Origin of the sequence: Leisingera methylohalidivorans DSM 14336 (assembly GCF_000511355.1) — a bacterium.
Taxonomy (GTDB): Bacteria; Pseudomonadota; Alphaproteobacteria; order Rhodobacterales; family Rhodobacteraceae; genus Leisingera; species Leisingera methylohalidivorans.
In genome coordinates this window covers 86,152-101,719 of sequence record NC_023146.1, presented here as the reverse complement: position 1 = coordinate 101,719, position 15,568 = coordinate 86,152, and the positions used below count along the sequence as shown (strand labels likewise).

14 protein-coding genes and 1 pseudogene are annotated in these 15,568 nt (G+C 64.7%); 11 read left to right on the top strand and 4 right to left on the bottom strand.

Annotated features, from left to right (window positions below):
- Positions 1-39 precede the first annotated feature (39 nt).
- From METH_RS20685 to METH_RS20675, 3 genes and pseudogenes are all read left to right on the top strand, one after another.
- Positions 40-458: pseudogene (locus METH_RS20685) on the top strand (enolase C-terminal domain-like protein); the annotation flags it as partial.
- Entirely contained in the window at positions 388-1,071 is a 684-nt protein-coding gene (locus METH_RS20680) for an SDR family NAD(P)-dependent oxidoreductase (protein WP_425412332.1), read from the top strand. The pseudogene METH_RS20685 and the gene METH_RS20680, both read left to right, overlap by 71 nt.
- A 22-nt stretch (positions 1,072-1,093) precedes the next feature.
- Positions 1,094-1,789, top strand: a complete 696-nt coding sequence (locus METH_RS20675) for an SDR family NAD(P)-dependent oxidoreductase (protein WP_044008793.1) — start codon at positions 1,094-1,096, stop codon at positions 1,787-1,789.
- A gap of 100 nt (positions 1,790-1,889) precedes the next feature.
- Here METH_RS20675 and METH_RS20670 read toward each other — a convergent pair whose 3' ends face one another.
- From METH_RS20670 to METH_RS20655, 4 genes are read right to left on the bottom strand one after another with little or no spacing between them, the layout of a single operon-like run.
- Positions 1,890-3,230 carry an NAD(P)/FAD-dependent oxidoreductase gene (locus METH_RS20670; protein ID WP_024092729.1) on the bottom strand — a complete coding sequence of 447 codons (1,341 nt, stop codon included), beginning with the start codon at positions 3,228-3,230 and terminating at the stop codon, positions 1,890-1,892.
- On the bottom strand, positions 3,227-4,726 hold the full coding sequence (locus METH_RS20665) for an aldehyde dehydrogenase (RefSeq protein WP_024092728.1): 1,500 nt from the start codon (positions 4,724-4,726) through the stop codon (positions 3,227-3,229). The genes METH_RS20670 and METH_RS20665 overlap by 4 nt, the downstream gene beginning before the upstream one ends.
- Positions 4,727-4,729: 3 nt before the next feature.
- Entirely contained in the window at positions 4,730-5,647 is a 918-nt protein-coding gene (locus METH_RS20660) for a dihydrodipicolinate synthase family protein (RefSeq protein WP_024092727.1), read from the bottom strand.
- Between the two features lie 8 nt (positions 5,648-5,655).
- The gene (locus METH_RS20655; RefSeq protein WP_024092726.1) at positions 5,656-6,366 is read right to left on the bottom strand and encodes a GntR family transcriptional regulator; all 711 of its coding nucleotides are present in this window, start codon (positions 6,364-6,366) and stop codon (positions 5,656-5,658) included.
- A gap of 224 nt (positions 6,367-6,590) precedes the next feature.
- Here METH_RS20655 and METH_RS20650 point away from each other — a divergent pair, with 224 nt between their 5' ends.
- The 8 genes from METH_RS20650 (at position 6,591) to METH_RS20615 (ending at position 15,567) form a co-directional block, all read left to right on the top strand.
- On the top strand, positions 6,591-7,541 hold the full coding sequence (locus tag METH_RS20650; protein ID WP_024092725.1) for a GlxA family transcriptional regulator: 951 nt from the start codon (positions 6,591-6,593) through the stop codon (positions 7,539-7,541).
- Positions 7,542-7,650: 109 nt separating this feature from the next.
- Positions 7,651-8,565 (top strand): LysR substrate-binding domain-containing protein, encoded by a 915-nt coding sequence (locus tag METH_RS20645; RefSeq protein ID WP_024092724.1) that lies wholly within the window; start codon positions 7,651-7,653, stop codon positions 8,563-8,565.
- Positions 8,566-8,660: 95 nt separating this feature from the next.
- A complete protein-coding gene (locus tag METH_RS20640; protein WP_024092723.1) occupies positions 8,661-9,815 on the top strand; it encodes an aromatic ring-hydroxylating oxygenase subunit alpha in 1,155 nt (384 codons plus the stop codon).
- On the top strand, positions 9,812-11,263 hold the full coding sequence (locus tag METH_RS20635) for an aldehyde dehydrogenase family protein (protein ID WP_024092722.1): 1,452 nt from the start codon (positions 9,812-9,814) through the stop codon (positions 11,261-11,263). Before METH_RS20640 ends, METH_RS20635 begins: the two co-directional genes overlap by 4 nt.
- 3 nt (positions 11,264-11,266) lie before the next feature.
- Positions 11,267-11,506, top strand: a complete 240-nt coding sequence (locus METH_RS20630) for a hypothetical protein (protein WP_024092721.1) — start codon at positions 11,267-11,269, stop codon at positions 11,504-11,506.
- Between the two features lie 96 nt (positions 11,507-11,602).
- Entirely contained in the window at positions 11,603-12,697 is a 1,095-nt protein-coding gene (locus METH_RS20625; protein ID WP_024092720.1) for an alcohol dehydrogenase family protein, read from the top strand.
- Positions 12,694-13,818 (top strand): mandelate racemase/muconate lactonizing enzyme family protein, encoded by a 1,125-nt coding sequence (locus tag METH_RS20620; RefSeq protein WP_024092719.1) that lies wholly within the window; start codon positions 12,694-12,696, stop codon positions 13,816-13,818. Before METH_RS20625 ends, METH_RS20620 begins: the two co-directional genes overlap by 4 nt.
- Positions 13,819-14,223: 405 nt before the next feature.
- On the top strand, positions 14,224-15,567 hold the full coding sequence (locus METH_RS20615; RefSeq protein WP_044008792.1) for a Na(+)-translocating NADH-quinone reductase subunit A: 1,344 nt from the start codon (positions 14,224-14,226) through the stop codon (positions 15,565-15,567).
- The last annotated feature ends 1 nt before the right edge of the window (position 15,568 follow it).

Genomic DNA, 15,568 nt, shown 5'->3' with positions numbered 1-15,568 from the left:
CCTATTTATCAGCATGATCTGCCGGTTAAGAACGGCCCCTATCCCCGCCTGCAGGTGAAGGCCGGCGGCCGTCCGGTGGAGCTGGATATCGAGACTATCCGCAAGGTCTGGGAGCAGATCGGCGGTTCGGGCATGCGGCTGGCGGTGGATGGCAACCGCGGCTGGACCACGCGGGATGCGCTGCGCGTCAGCCGCGAATGCCCGGAGACCCCTTCATCATGAAGCAACCCTGCAACACGATGGAAGACTTGCAAAAAATCCGCCTGCAGGTCAGTCACGGCATCTACATGGATGAAAACAGCACCTGTCTGAACACGGTGATAACCGCGGCCGGCACCGGTCTGGTCGACGGTTTCGGCATGAAGGTCACCCGTATCGGGGGCTTGCATCCGATGCGCACCATCCGCGGCATCTGCGAGGCCCGCAATCTGCCGCATACCTGTGATGACAGCTGGGGCGATGGAGGCGGAGGCGAATCTGCCTGGCGATCTGCTGGATGCAGACTATGCCAACGCGCTGCCGCAGGCAGCCGCGGAGGCGCTTGGCGGCCTCGATGTCGTCATAAAAAACGCCGGCGTCATCACCCGTGGCCTGGTGACCGAGACCTCGGACGCGGACTGGAACCTGTCGATGGGCGTGAACGTCGAGGCGCCATTCCGCATCTGCCGCGCCGCGATCCCGCTGATGGCGGAAACCGGCGGCGGCGCCATCGTTAACACTTCGTCGTGCTGGGGCGGCAAAAACCCGGGGCCGAACCATGCGCTCTATTGCATGACCAAGGCGGCAATTGCCTCGCTGACCCAATGCATGGGCATGGATCATGCCCGCCAGGGCATCCGCATCAACGCGGTCTGCCCGAATGAGGTGAACACACCGATGCTGCGCAGCGGCTTTGCCAAACGCGGCTTTGACCCGGACAGCGCGGCGGCGGAACTGGGCAAGACCGTGCCGCTGGGCCGGATTGCCGAGCCGGAAGACATCGCTGATGTGGTGATGTTCCTGGCCTCTGACGCGTCCCGCTACATGTGCGGCGCGCTGCTGGAGGTGAACGGCGGGAAACCGGTGTCATGATCGGTTTCAGGGCAAGGTTGCGCTGGTCACCGGCGGGCGCAGCGGCATCGGCCAGGCCATCGCCCGGCGGCTGCGTGATGAGGGCGCGCGGGTGCTCACGGCACAGCGCGGCACGGATGCGGAGTTCGAAGCGATTCCGGCGGATTTCACCGACCCGGACAGCCCCGCGCAGGTGGTGGCGGAGGCTGTCAGCCGGGCAGGGGGGCTGGATGTGCTGGTCAACAACGCCGGCAGGATGCAGGCGGCGCGCGTCGAGGACATGCCGCTGGCCGACTGGCAGCGCAACCTGACCGCACCCTTCCTGATGATTCAGGCAGCGCTGCCTTTGTTGCGCAAAACCAAGGGCAGCATCGTCAACACCGGATCGATCGAGGGGCTGGGCAGCAACCCCGGCCATGCCGCCTATTGCGCCTCCAAGGCTGGTCTGCACGGCCTTACCCGCGCGGTGGCAGTGGACCACGGAAACGAGGGCATCCGCTGCAACGCGGTGGCGCCGGGCCGGATCGACACCGAACTGAACATGGGCTTCATCGAAGCCATGCCCGACCCGGAGGCCTTCCGCCGCGATATCGCTGGCATCCACCCGGCGGGCCGCACCGGCAAGCCTGAGGAGGTGGCGGCACTGGTGGCCTTCCTGGCTGCAGAGGACGCAGGCTTTATCACCGGCCAAGTCTATACCGTCGATGGCGGGCGGATGGCCAAGCTGAGCTTGCCTTGAAGCCAAACTGGTCCAGGCTGTGAAAGCCACGGTGCTGCTTCTTTCTGGTTAAAAACACTCCGGGGGAGGCCGCAGGCCGGGGGCAGAGCCCCCTAGGCCCTTATTCTTTCCCGGACCGCCATTCCTTCCACATCAGGTATGTGTTCGCGCCAAGCGAGGCAAAGGGTTCCGGCGGCAGTTCCGGCGGCAGCGGCTGGGCCAGGAAATGGCTGGCGGTATCCGATCCCCCCTGCAGCAGCAGCTCGGCCGCGCCCATGCCCTGCAGGGTGCCGCGGGCGATGCCAAGACCGTTCTGGCAGCAGGCGGCATAGACGCCCTGGTCCAGCTCGCCGAACGCCGCAGATCCGTTGCGGCTAAGACAGAGCATCCCGGCCCAGCGGTGCTCCATCCGCACATCTCCCAGATGCGGGAACCGCTCCTTGAACTTGCGGTCATGCACCCAGCCGGCGTTGTGCAGGCGCATAGGGCTGGTCTCGATGGTGGGGTGGAAGCTGGCGCAGGTCCGGATCAGGATGCGGTCGCCGTAAGAGCCGGATATCCGCCGCACAGAGGTGCCGGCCGGATCCGCGGGCGTCACCGACCAGCGGGCGTCGCCGCCGAGCCGGGTGATCTGCTCCGGCGTCAGACGTTTGGTCATCGAGGCATAGAGGCAGATGTGCATCAGGCGGCGCTGGTAAAAGCCGAAGCTTTCCAGATGGCCGTTGCAGGCCAGGATGATCCTGCCGGTGCGGATGCGCCCCTTGGGGGTGCTGACTACCCAGCCATTGCCCTGTTTTTCAAACCCGGTGGCGGGGGTGTTTTCATATATGCTGATCTGTCCGGCCAGATGCGCCGACAGCGCCCGGATATAGCCGGCGGGCTGGATCATCACGGTTCCGGGCGCATAAAGGCCGGAGGTGTAATGCGGACTGCCGGTGCGGTCCTGGATTTCCTGCCGGCTCAGCAGCCTGTGCGGCTCGCCCAGCCGGTCCAGATGGGCGGCGAAATCGCGGTTGTGCCTGTCGCCGGCGCGGGTTGCGGCAGCGTTGATTTTTCCCGCAGGATCAAAGATTTCCTGCGGCAGCGCGCAGTCCTCCGCCACGCCCTTCGCAAATTCAATCGCCTTGCGGTTAAAGGCAATCGCAGCGCGGTCGGCCTCCAGCCCGGACCCTGCGTAATTGTCCGAGGAAAGATCATGCGGCAGGTCGATCATGAAGCCGGAATTGCGCCCGGCAGAGCCTTCGGCGACCCTGCCGGCTTCCAGCACCGCCACCTTCAGCGACGGGTCCAGCTGGTGCAGGCGGCGGGCGGCGGACAGGCCCGCAAATCCGCCGCCGATAATGGTCACATCGGCGGTCAGATCCTGCTCCAGAACCGGTAAGGGCGCCTGCGGCGGCAGGATGGCATTCCACCCCGCCGCCGCAGTCTGCCGGGGCAGGCGTTTGGCGGTGTAGGCGGTCAATCCACGGCCTCGTCTGTGTCGTCGGCCAGGTCGATCCAGATGGTTTTCAGCTGGGTGTACTGGTCATGGGCCTGGAGCGCGTTGTCGCGGCCGCCAAAGCCCGATTGCTTGTAACCGCCGAAAGGCGTTGAGATGTCGCCCTCGCCAAAGCTGTTGACGGTCACCGTGCCCGCCCGGATCGCACGGGCGCCGCGGATCGCCCGTTTGACGTTGGCGGTGAAGATCGACGCACAAAGGCCGTAATCCGTGTCATTGGCGATCTGGATCGCCTCGTCAAATCCGGCAACCTCGATCACGCTGAGGACCGGGCCGAAGATCTCCTCACGCGCCAGTACCGCGTCATTGCCGGGCACCTCGACCACGGTGGGTTCGACAAAGGCGCCGTCATAGGATTTACCGCCCAAAACCACGTTTCCGGCCTGCTCCAGATAGCCGCAGACCTTGTCGAAATGCGCCCGCGACACCAGCGCGCCCATGCGCGTTTCAGGGTCCAGCGGATCGCCGGCGTTCCACTGTTTAGCATGATGGGCGATGCGTTCCAGCAGCTCTGACTTGACGTGTTTGTGCACGATCAGACGGGAGGAGGCGGAGCAGTTCTCGCCCATGTTCCAGAAGGCGCCGTTCACCACGTGGCTCGCCACCCGGTCCAGGCTCTCGGCGTCGTCCATGACGATGGCGGGGTTTTTGCCGCCCATCTCCAGCACCACCTCCTTGGCGTTGCTTTCCGCCGAATAGGACAGGAACCGCTTGCCGGTCACGGTGGAGCCGGTGAAGGAGACCATGTCGATGTCCATGTGCCGCCCGATCGGCTCGCCCACCTCGGCGCCGCCGCCGGGAACCACGTTCAGCACGCCGCGGGGCAGGCCGGCTTCCATCGCCAGTTCCGCCACACGCAGCGCGGTCAGCGTGGTTTCCGCCGCAGGCTTCACCACCACCGAGCAGCCCGCCGCCAGCGCCGGGCCGATCTTCCACGCCAGCATCAAGAGCGGGAAGTTCCACGGCAGCACCAGCCCCGCAACGCCGATGGGTTCGCGCAGCACCATGGCGATGTGATCGTCCGAGGCTGGCGCCACCTGATCATAGATCTTGTCGATCGCCTCGGCGTGCCATTTGATGCAGTGGATGGTTTCCGGCACATCGACGGTTTCGCAGTCATAGATGGTCTTGCCGCTGTCGAGGCTTTCCATCACCGCCAGTTCGCGCCGCTGGCGGGTCATCAGCTTGGCGAGCCGGATCAGCACGTCCTTGCGCGCGGAGGGGTGCAGTTTCGACCAGCGCCCGTCGTCAAAGGCTTCGCGGGCTTTTTCGACCGCGAAATCAACGTCTTCGGCGCCGCAGGATGCGATATCCGCCAGCTTTTCGCCGGTCGCCGGATTCACTGTTTCAAAGGTTTTGCCCGAGGCCGCCGGGCGGAATTTTCCGTCAATGAAGGCGCCGGTGGGCAGGGCCAGACCTGCGGCGATGGATGTGTATTCGTCCTGGGTCAGCAATGTCATGGATCAGCCCTCCGCCTGAATGCCGGCAATTTTCTGTTTCAGCACCCGCACAACCTGTTCCAGCGCGCGTTTGTCGTCTTTGTTCAGCCCCTTCAGCGGCGCCCGCATGGCGCCGGCCGCGATGCCATTCAGGGTGACGCCGTGTTTGATGGTCTGGATGAACTTGCCGCCCTGCTCCAGCACATGCATCAGCGGCATCATCGCCGACATGATGCGGCGGCCCTTGGTGTAATTGCCCTCCACCACGCAGGCATTGTACAGCGCCACATGCTCGGCCGGCAGGAAATTCGAGCCGCCGCAGACCCAGAACGGCGCGCCCCAGGCAAAGAATTCCAGCGCCTGGTCGTCCATGCCGCAGCCCAGCTGGATATGCGGATAGTCCCGCGCCAGCAGATGCACCCGGTTGATATCGCCTGAGCTTTCCTTGATGCCGCAGAAATTGCGGCTGCGCCCCACCCGGTCCAAAAACTCCTCACCCATCATGGTGCCGGTGCGGTGCGGGTAGTTGTACAGCATCACCGGCAGATCCGCGGCCTTGTCGATGGCCAGCGCATTCAGCGCATTTTCGCGGTCGGTCGGGACCGAGTAGGGGGGCGAGGCCAGCAGGATCGACTCGGCGCCGATTTCGCGCGCACCCGCGGCCAGCGCGATGGAATCGCCGGTCAGCATCGCGCCGGTGCCGACAACCAAGGGCAGCCGGCCTTTCAGCTGCTGATGGGTGAACTTGGCCAGCTCCAGCCGTTCCTCAACCGTCTGGGCATAGTTTTCACCGGTCGAGCCGCCGGAGATCAGGCCATGCACGCCGTTCTCAACCAGGTATTCGATCACCTCGGCCTGCGCGTCCCAATTGACGCTGCCGTCCTCGTGATAGGGTGTCACCACGGGGGTGTAGATCCCTTCAAAGCGGAATATTGGGGTCATTTCGTCCTCTATGCAGGGGTTTTGCGTGCAACCGTGCCCAGCGGCACGTCCAGCCCGGCGGGCATGACAAACAGCTCGATCCGGTCGCGCGACAGGTTCCAGTGATCAATTGCCAGCTGCGCCGCCGCCGCCTCGTCGCCCGTTTCAATGGCGGCGATGATGGCGTCATGCTGGGCGCTGGCTTCCGAGACGTTTTCGGCCATTTCCGTGCTTTGCGGCCGGTAAAAGGTCATCGAGATGCGGGCGTGATCAATCAGCAGCCGCTGAAAGGAGGGCTGCAGATAGATGTTGTCCGCCATCTCGCCGGTCACTTCGTGAAACCGGTTGTTGGCCATCGCCCGGTCCGCGCCCGAACCGCTGCGCAGGGCGGCCTTAAAGTCCTCCTGCGCGGCTTTCAGGGTGACGATCTGGGCGGGCGTGGCGTGTTTGGCGGCCAGTTGCAGCACCGCGCCATAGATCATCGGCGCCGCCAGGAAGAAATCGCGCAGGGTCATATGCGACATCTCGCTGACCCGCGCACCGCGGTTTTCCCGCAGATCCGCATAGCCTTCGCCCGCCAACTGGCGCAGCACCTCGCGCAAGGGGGTGCGCGACAGACCGGTTTCCTCGGACAGTTTCGCTTCGTCCAGATCGGCGCCGGGACGCAGCTCCAGCGTCATGATGGCCGTCTTGAGGCGGCTGTAGAGCTCAGCCTTACGGTTTTTGGAGGCGTCTTTCATGGGGCTTTCTCCTGCCGCTGATGCGGGTGGGATTCTTCGGTTCGCAGCCTCTGTGTCACAAAATACATATTGTGTACACAGAAAAAATGTGATGTGTGCAAATTGCGGGCGTTTTGCACGGTGCAGCGGCTTGCGGCAAAGGGGGCAGGGGGATTAGCCTGCCCGGACCGCAGGGCTGCGCGCCGCAAGGCGGTCCCGCGGGTTTCTTGTCAGGCGGCCGCACCATGTCCAAAATCCAGCATTTTGCCTTTCTTCTGGTCGAGGAGTTCTCGCATCTCGCCTTTTCCTGCGCGGTGGAGCCCCTGCGCATCGCCAATCTGGTCAGCGGCCGGACCTTGTATGACTGGTCGTTCGGCTCGGAGAACGGCGCGACCGCGACCTGTTCCAACGGCTCGGTGACGCTGGTGCATTACGGGTTCGATGCGATCCCGAAATGCCAGCAGCTGTTTGCCCTGTCGGGCATCCACATGCGCAACCATGTGTCCAAACCGCTGCTGGCGGCGCTGCGCCGCGAACGGGCGCGGGGCACGCGGATCGGGGCCTTGTGTTCCGGCGCCTGGGTGCTGGCCGAGGCCGGGTTTCTCAAGGGCATGCAGGCGGCGATCCACTGGGAATACCACGACAGTTTCATGGAGGGTTTTCCCGAGGTGAACCTGGTGCGCAGCGTCTTTGTGGCCGATGAAAAGCACATGACCGCCTCGGGCGGCACCGCCACTGCGGATCTGATGCTGCATCTGATCGAACGCGATCACGGCTATGATCTGGCGGTCGCTGTGGCGGACCAGATGGTTTACAACGCGGTGCGCAATGCCACCGCCGAGCAGAAGGTTTCGCTGCAATCGCGCAACGGCATGCGCAACCGGCATCTGGCGCGGGCGATCCAGATGATGCACGATCATGTCAGCGATCCCATCTCGCCGGCGCTGATTGCCGAGGATATCGGCATCTCCACCCGCCAGCTGGAACGGCTGTTCGGCAAGTATCTCAACACCTCGCCCAAGAAATATTCGATGGAAATGCGGCTGGAGCGCGCCCGCAACCTGCTGATCCAGACCGAGTCCTCGGTGACCGACGTGGCGCTGTCCTGCGGTTTCGACAGCCCGGGGCATTTCTCGCGGGTGTATAAGGCGGCCTTTAACGTGACCCCGATGCTGCAGCGCGGCCGGATTGATTAGGGGCGCCGGAACACGGCCCGCCTGCGCGAATTCCGGGCTGGCCTTCAAAGCCGCATTGCCCATATTGAAATGAAGACCGTTCACCCGAGCCAGATGCCAGGAGCCGCAGATGTCCCGCCGCCATTACAGCCTGCCGCCGCTGACCACCCTGGCCGCATTTGAGGCCGCCGCCCGGCATCTGAGTTTCAAGAACGCCGCGCAGGAGCTGTCCGTCACCCCCGGCGCCGTCAGCCATCAGGTGAAGGCCTTGGAGGCGGAACTGCAGGTGCCGCTGTTTCAGCGCAAGCACCGCGGGGTGGAGCTGACCGGGGAAGGCGAGGCGCTGTTTGACACGCTGGCGACGTCCTTCTCGAAAATATCGCTGAGCCTGAAAACCATCCGCGACCGCCATACCGGCGACACCGTGACCATCGGCTCCACCTCCGCCGTGGCCTCGCTGTGGCTGTCGCCCTCGGTGGTGCGGTTCTGGCGGCAGCACCCGGATGTGAACGTCAATCAGATCGTCAACGACCGGCCCTTGCGCAGCATGCCTGACGTGGATTTCTATATCCGTTACGGGCGCGAGCGCGACACAAGGCTGCAGCAGACCGAGCTGTACCGCGACCATCTGGTGCCGGTCGGCAATGCGGAACTGGCGGCAAAACTCACCGGCGTCCCGCTGGAGGACCTGGCCCGGCAGCGTCTGCTGCACCTGGAATCCGATGACAAAAGCTGGACCACCTGGGCCGATTGGTTCCAGCAGCTGGGCTATGACGGCCCCATCGCGCCGGGCGTGCGGGTCAATAACTATTCCGTTGCCCTGCAGGCCGCACAGGACGGAACCGGGCTGGCGCTGGGGTGGCAGCGGCTGCTGAACCCGCTGCTGGTCACGGGCCAGCTGGTGCCGATCGGACCGCATGTGCTGGCCGCGCCTCACGGCTTTCATCTGGTGGGCAGGCCGGACCCAGATCTGTCGGAATCCGCCCGTTTGCTTCGCAATTGGGTGATTGACGAGGTCAGTCGAGGTTTGGGTGAATCCAGCTAAGGCCAGTGCGAAAATTCCTGATATTGAATGAAACCCCTCTCTGCCTTCAATGGCGCACAACGCGCACATCTTTTCTCAGGTTAGGAGAGACCCAGATGAACAAGCATGACACGCTTGCCCCGGTGATGGCTCCGGTCAATGTGGCCAACGGCCTGCCGAATGCCCATTACATCGACCCCGCTGTTTTTGCCGAAGAAAAGCGTTCGGTGCTGTTTGCCAACTGGTCCGGCATCGGCTTTGGCAAGGATGTGCCCGAGCCGGGCTATGCCAAGCCGGTTGATTTTCTGGGCATGCCGCTGCTGATCGTGCGCGACACCGACGGCGCCGTCGGTGTGTTTCAGAACACCTGCCGCCACCGCGGCATGATCCTGGTCGAAAAACCCGGCAAGATCCGCGGCGCTATCCGCTGCCCCTACCACAGCTGGTGCTATGGCTTGAACGGCCGTCTGGTCTCCACCCCGCATGTCGGCGGCCCCGGCAACAACAAGCATGAAGACATCAAGCTGGACGAGCTGGGCCTGGTGCGGATCCGTTCCTACGTCTGGCGCGACGTGATCTTTGTGAATGTCGACGGCACCGCGCCGGAGTTCGAGGAGGCCCATGCAGGCCTGCTGGAACGCTGGAAGGAATTCGAGCAGCCGGTGCATCACGGCGGCGAAAGCTCCGGTTTTCAGCTGGAAGTCAAAACCAACTGGAAGCTGGCGGTTGAGAACTACTGCGAAAGCTATCACCTGCCGTGGGTGCATCCCGGGCTGAACAGCTATTCGCGGCTGGAAGACCACTACAACATTGAGGTGCCGGGGCATTATTCCGGCCAGGGCACCCTGGTCTATCGCCAGTTGAAGGGCGAAGACGGCAAGCTGTTCCCGGATTTCGAAGGCCTCAGCAGCAAATGGGACGAGGGCGGCGAATATATTGCCGTCTATCCCAACGTGCTGCTGGGGGTGCAGCGCGACCACGCCTTTGCGATCATTCTGGAGCCGGTCAGCACCGAAAGCACCGTCGAGCATATTGAGCTCTACTACGCCAAGTCCAGCGAGGACACGCCAGAGCTGGAACAGCTGCGCGACGAGAACGCCAAGCTGTGGAAGACCGTGTTCGAAGAAGACATCTTTGTCGTTGAGGGCATGCAGAAGGGCCGCCATGGCGAACTGTTCGACGGCGGGCGTTTCTCACCTGCGATGGACGGGCCGACCCATAACTTCCACGCCTGGGTTGCCGGTCAGGTGGCCAAGGGCCGCGCGGCATGACGTCTTTTCTGAACGACGGGCTGGCCAGGAATTTCCTGGCCGGCGCCTGGGCCGAAGGCGACGGCGGCAAACGCATCGCGGTCGAGGATCCTGGCAATGGCAGCCCTGTGGCGGATTGCGCGCTGGCGGGCGAGGACACCCTGGCCCGCGCGCTGGAGGCAGCTCGCGCCAGTTTCGAACGCGGCGATCTGGCTGCGATGCAGCCGTCCAGACGCGGCCAGCTGATGCAGCGCATCGCGGCCGAGATCCGCGGCATCGCGAATGAGGGCGCAGAGCTTCTGTGCCGCGAAAGCGGCAAGAGCCTCAGCGCCGCGCATGACGAATTCGAGGAAGCCGCGCAGTATTTCGAATACTACGGCGGCATGGCCGACAAGATCGAAGGCAAGTCGATTCCGCTCGGCCCCGATTACGCTGATTTTACGGTCTATGAACCCTACGGCGTTTCCGCCCAGATCGTGCCGTGGAACTTCCCGGTGTCGATTGCCGCGCGCTCCTTGGCGCCTGCGATGGCGGCGGGCAATTCGGTGATCATCAAATCGCCGGAGCTGGACCCGATGGCGCTGGCGATGCTGGGCGTCGCGCTGGAACGCGCCGATGTCCCTGCGGGGACAGTCTCGATCCTGAACGGCATCGGCGCTGACCTCGGCGCGCGGCTGGTGCAAAGCGCGGCGGTGGATCAGATCGTCTTCACCGGCTCGGTGCCGACCGGCCAGGCGATCCTGCGCGCGGCGGCCAGCCCGGTAACTCCGGCGCTGATGGAGCTGGGCGGCAAATCCGCTGCGGTGGCGTTTGAGGACGCCAATCTCGACACGCTGATGTCCTCCCTGCAAAGCGGCATCTTCTACAACGCCGGCCAGGTCTGCTCCGCCATGTCGCGGGTGCTGGTGCACCGCTCGATCTACGCGGAAGCGGTTGAGCGCGCGGCGGCTCTGGCAAACGGTCTCAGCGTCGGCCACGGTCTGGACAATCCCGGCCTCACCCCGGTGATCTCGGCGCGTCAGCTGGATGGCATCGAAACCCTGGTCGCCACGGCCCGTCAAAGCGGCGCCCGCGCAGCGTCGGGCGGCGCCCGGCTGGAGCGGGAGGGCTACTTTATGGCGCCGACCATCCTTGCGGATGTGGATCCCGCGTCCCGTGTCGCGCAGGAGGAGATCTTCGGCCCCGTCACCTGCTTCACGCCCTTCGACACCGAAGCCGAGGCGATTGCCATGGCCAACGGCACCGACTTCGGGCTGGTGGCCGGTGTGTTCACCCGTGATCTGGCGCGGGCGCATCGTGGGGCGAACCGCCTGCGTGCCGGGCAGGTGTTTGTGAACGAATGGTTCGCCGGCGGCATCTCGACCCCGTTCGGCGGCGTCGGCAAGTCGGGTTTTGGCCGCGAAAAAGGGCTGGAGGCGCTTTACAACTATGTGCGCACCAAGAACATCGCGATCTCGCTGAAGGGCTGACGGATGGAGCGTGCAGAACTCGACCAGGCGCTGCTGAAAGCGCATGGGGACAAGGACAGCGCGGCGCTGGTCCGGCTTTACACGCTGGCCGGCGACAGGGCCGAGGCAGCGGGTGATATCAATGCCGCCTGCTTCTACCTGACCCACGCCTTTGTCTTTGCGCTGGAGGCCGGGCTGCCGGAGGCCAGGGAGCTGAACCGGCGGCTGGCGGCGCAGGACCGGGCGCATCCGCTGGCGCTTTGACACCAGTTTCAGGCGGCTGTCCCCGCGGGGACAGCGGTCTGTTTTGGCCGGCAGGGGAGGGCCGGCCAATCAAATATATCAAGGGAAGGGCAGGGCATGATCCCCAGCACAATGGCAGCGGTTCTGCTGACCGGCCACGGCGGTATCGAAAAACTGGACTACCGCACCGATGTGCCGGTGCCGCAGCCCAAGCCCGGCGAGGTGCTGATCCGCGTCGCGGCGGCGGGTATCAACAACACCGATATCAACACCCGTATCGGCTGGTATTCCAAGGCGGTCGAGGCCGATACCAACGCCGGCGGCGCCACCGGGTTTGACAGCGTCAACGACGACGACGCCAGCTGGTCGGGCAAGCCGCTGGAGTTTCCCCGTATCCAGGGCGCTGACGCCTGCGGATACATCGCGGCGGTGGGGGAGGGGGTTGACGCCGCCCGCATCGGCGAACGGGTGCTGGTGCGCAATATGCTGCGGACCTATGTGGGCTACCGGCCCTATGAGTGCTGGACCTTCGGCAGCGAATGCGACGGGGGGTTTGCCCAGTTTGCAGTGGCGCCCGCAGGCGAAACCCATGCGGTGAACTGCGACTGGTCCGACGCGGAACTTGCCTCGATCCCTTGTGCCTATTCGACGGCTGAGAACATGCTGCACCGGGCGGGGCTGGGCACCGAGACGGTGCTGATCTCCGGGGCCTCCGGCGGGGTGGGTTCTGCCGCCGTGCAGCTGGCCAAGCGCCGGGGCGCGGCTGTTATAGCGCTGTCCTCTGCTGCCAAGGCGGATGAGGTGCTGGCGCTTGGCGCCGACCGGGTGGTGGACCGCAACGCCGATCTGCGCGCGGAACTGGGCGAGGGCAGCATCGACGTGGTGATCGATCTGGTTGCCGGGGAACAGTGGCCGGCTTTTATGGATGTTTTACGGCGCGGCGGGCGCTATGCCACCGCTGGCGCCATCGCCGGTCCGATCAGCGAGATCGACGTGCGCACGCTGTATCTGAAGGACCTGACGCTGATGGGCTGCACCTTTCAGGAGGATGAGGTTTTTGCCAATCTGATTTCCTACATCGAGGCCGGTGAAATCCGGCCGCTGGTGGCCAAGACCTATCCGCTGTCCGGAATTGCCGCCGCGCAGGAAGACTTCCTGAGCAAGAAACACACCGGCAAGCTGGTGCTGATGATCCCGGAGGTCGCTGCGTGAAGATCAAGAAGATCGAGCTTTATCAGCTGGACCTGCCCTATTCCGGCGGCGTCTATATGCTGTCGGGCGGGCGCGAGTACCGCAGCTTTGATGCGTCCTTTGTGCGGATCGAGACCGACACCGGGCTGGAGGGCTGGGGAGAGAGCACGCCGTTCGGCGCCACCTATATCGCCGCACATGCCTTGGGCGTGCGGGCCGGGATTGCCGAGATTGCGCCCTATCTGCTGGGACGCGACCCGCGGCAGATGGACCGGATCAATGACACGATGGACGAGGCGCTGGTGGGCCACAACCACGCGAAATCTGCAATTGATCTGGCCTGCTGGGATCTGTTCGGGAAATCAGTGAACCTGCCGGTCTGCGAGCTGCTGGGCGGATCAACCGGCAAGCGCCTGCCGGTGATCTCTTCGATCTATGCCGGATCCCCTGAGGACATGCGCGCCCGCGTCGCGCAGCACCGCGAGATGGGCTATCTGGGCCATTCGGTGAAAATCGGCGCCCTAGACAGCGAAGGCGGGCCGGCACTGGACGCCGCGCGCATCCGCGAGTCCTTGGCTGACCGGCAGCCGGGCGAGTTCTTTCTGGCCGATGCCAATGGCGGGCTGACGGTTGAGGCCGCGCTGCGGATGCTGCGGATGCTGCCGGATGGTCTGGACTTTGTGCTGGAGGCGCCCTGCAAGACCTGGCGCGAGACGATGTCGCTGCGCAAGCGCTGCACGGTGCCGATCATTCTGGATGAGCTGGTGCAGCAGGATGAGGACGTGGCCCTGATGCTGGCCGAGGATGTGGCTGACGGTATCGGCCTCAAGATCTCCAAGGCGGGCGGGCTGACCCATGGGCGGCGGCACCGGGACATGTGCCTGGCCGCGGGCGCGACAGTCAGCGTGCAGGATACGGTCGGCTCCGCCATCGCGTTTTCCGCCATTGCCCATCTGGGCGCGACGGTGCCGGAACGGTTCTTGCGCTGCATTCTGGACTGCCGCGATATGGTGACGCTGGAAACGGCCGCGTTCGACGCGCCCGTGCAGGACGGCGGGGTGCTGGTGCCGGATGCGCCGGGCCTGGGCATCACTGTCGACCGCGGCCTGATGGGCGCGCCGCAGGCAGTCTGGGAGGCGTAAAGCACCCGCAAAAAAGAGACGCCTGTCGCGAATCATACGCCGGGCGCCGCAAGCGTTAGCGCCATCACGGCGAACCGCCCCGGCAGACTCTGCGCTGCCGGGGCGGTTTGTCCACAGGCAGGGGCCTGGATTGCCGTTTCCAGCGCCTGCTTCTGACGCATTGGCGGCCCCCGGACGCGGTATTCTGGCTTAGAAGCTGCGATCACGGAGGAATCTGCCCGGGAGGCGGGGCGCTGCCCTTGCCATTCGGCGGCAAATTTGATTCGAGTGCGCCCGATCAAACAGGGCCGGACCCGGCTGGTGAAGAGCCAAAAGCGACCGCAAGCCTGCGTTCTCTTTGTCTCCGCCGCCGGAAACAGATAAGAACCGCCACGGGAATCGGCCTCACAAGGACGTAGCGCAAATATGAAGACATTTAACTTGAGGAAGGGGCTGGATCTGCCGGTGACAGGCGCACCGGAGCAGGTCATTCACCCCGGCCCGGCCATCACGTCGGTGGCGGTTCTGGGTCCCGACTACCTGGGCTTGAAACCCCGGATGCTGGTGCAGGAAGGCGAAGAGGTCCAGCGCGGAACTCCGCTGTTCTGCCACAAGGATGCCGAAGACGCGATGATGGTCGCCCCCATGACCGGCAAGGTCGTGGCGATCAACCGCGGCGCGCGCCGGGTGCTGGAAAGCGTGGTGATCGCGGTTGCGGACGCCGAAGACAAGGGTGTTGATTTTTCCGCCACCGGAAATAGCGATACCGCCGAGGGGCTGACCGAAAAGCTGTGCGCCGCCGGCCTGTGGACCGCGTTCCGGAGCCGTCCCTATTCCAAGATGCCGGTGCCGGGCACCAAGCCGGGCGCGATTTTTGTGACTGCGATGGACAGCGAGCCGCTGGCCGCCGATGCCGCGCTGATCATCAATGAGGCGGGCGAGGCTTTTGCCGCAGGCCTGAAAGCGCTGACCCTGCTGACCGAGGGCGCCACCTATCTGTGCCAGAAGGCAGGCGACAGTATTCCGGGCACGGACCTTGCCGGGGTTGAGGCGGCGGCCTTTTCCGGCCCGCATCCCAGCGGTCTGGCCGGCACCCACATCCACTTCCTGCACCCGGTGAAGGGTGACCAGGAGGTCTGGACGATTTCCTATCAGGATGTGATCGCCATCGGCCGTCTGCTGCAGACCGGCCATCTGGATCCCTCCATCGTGATTGCGCTGGCGGGGCCCGCTGCGCGCGCGCCGCGGCTGGTCCGTACCGTGATGGGCGCCTCCACCGATGAGCTGACCCGTGGCGAGATTGCTTCGGACGGTCCGGTGCGGGTGATATCAGGCTCTATCCTGTCGGGCCGCCAGGCTGCCGGTCCGCTGGCATTCCTTGGCCGCTTTGCCCGCCAGCTTGCCATCATCGAGGAAGACCGCAAGCAGATCCCGCTGGGCTGGATCCGCCCGATGGGCAGCAAATACGCGGTGCAGCCGGTGCTGGGCTCGGCGCTGACGCGCAAGCTGTTCGGCCTGACCAGCAACCTCAATGGCGGCCGCCGCGCGATGGTGCCCACCGGCACCTTTGAGCAGCTGATGCCGCAGGATTACCTGCCGACGCAGCTGCTGCGCGCGCTGCTGGTGATGGACACCGATACCGCACAGGCGCTGGGTGCGCTGGAGCTGGACGAAGAGGACCTGGGCCTCGTCGGCTTTGCCTGCCCGGCCAAGTATGAATACGGGCAAGCGCTGCGCGACTGCCTCGCCAAGATTGAAAAGGAGGGCTGAG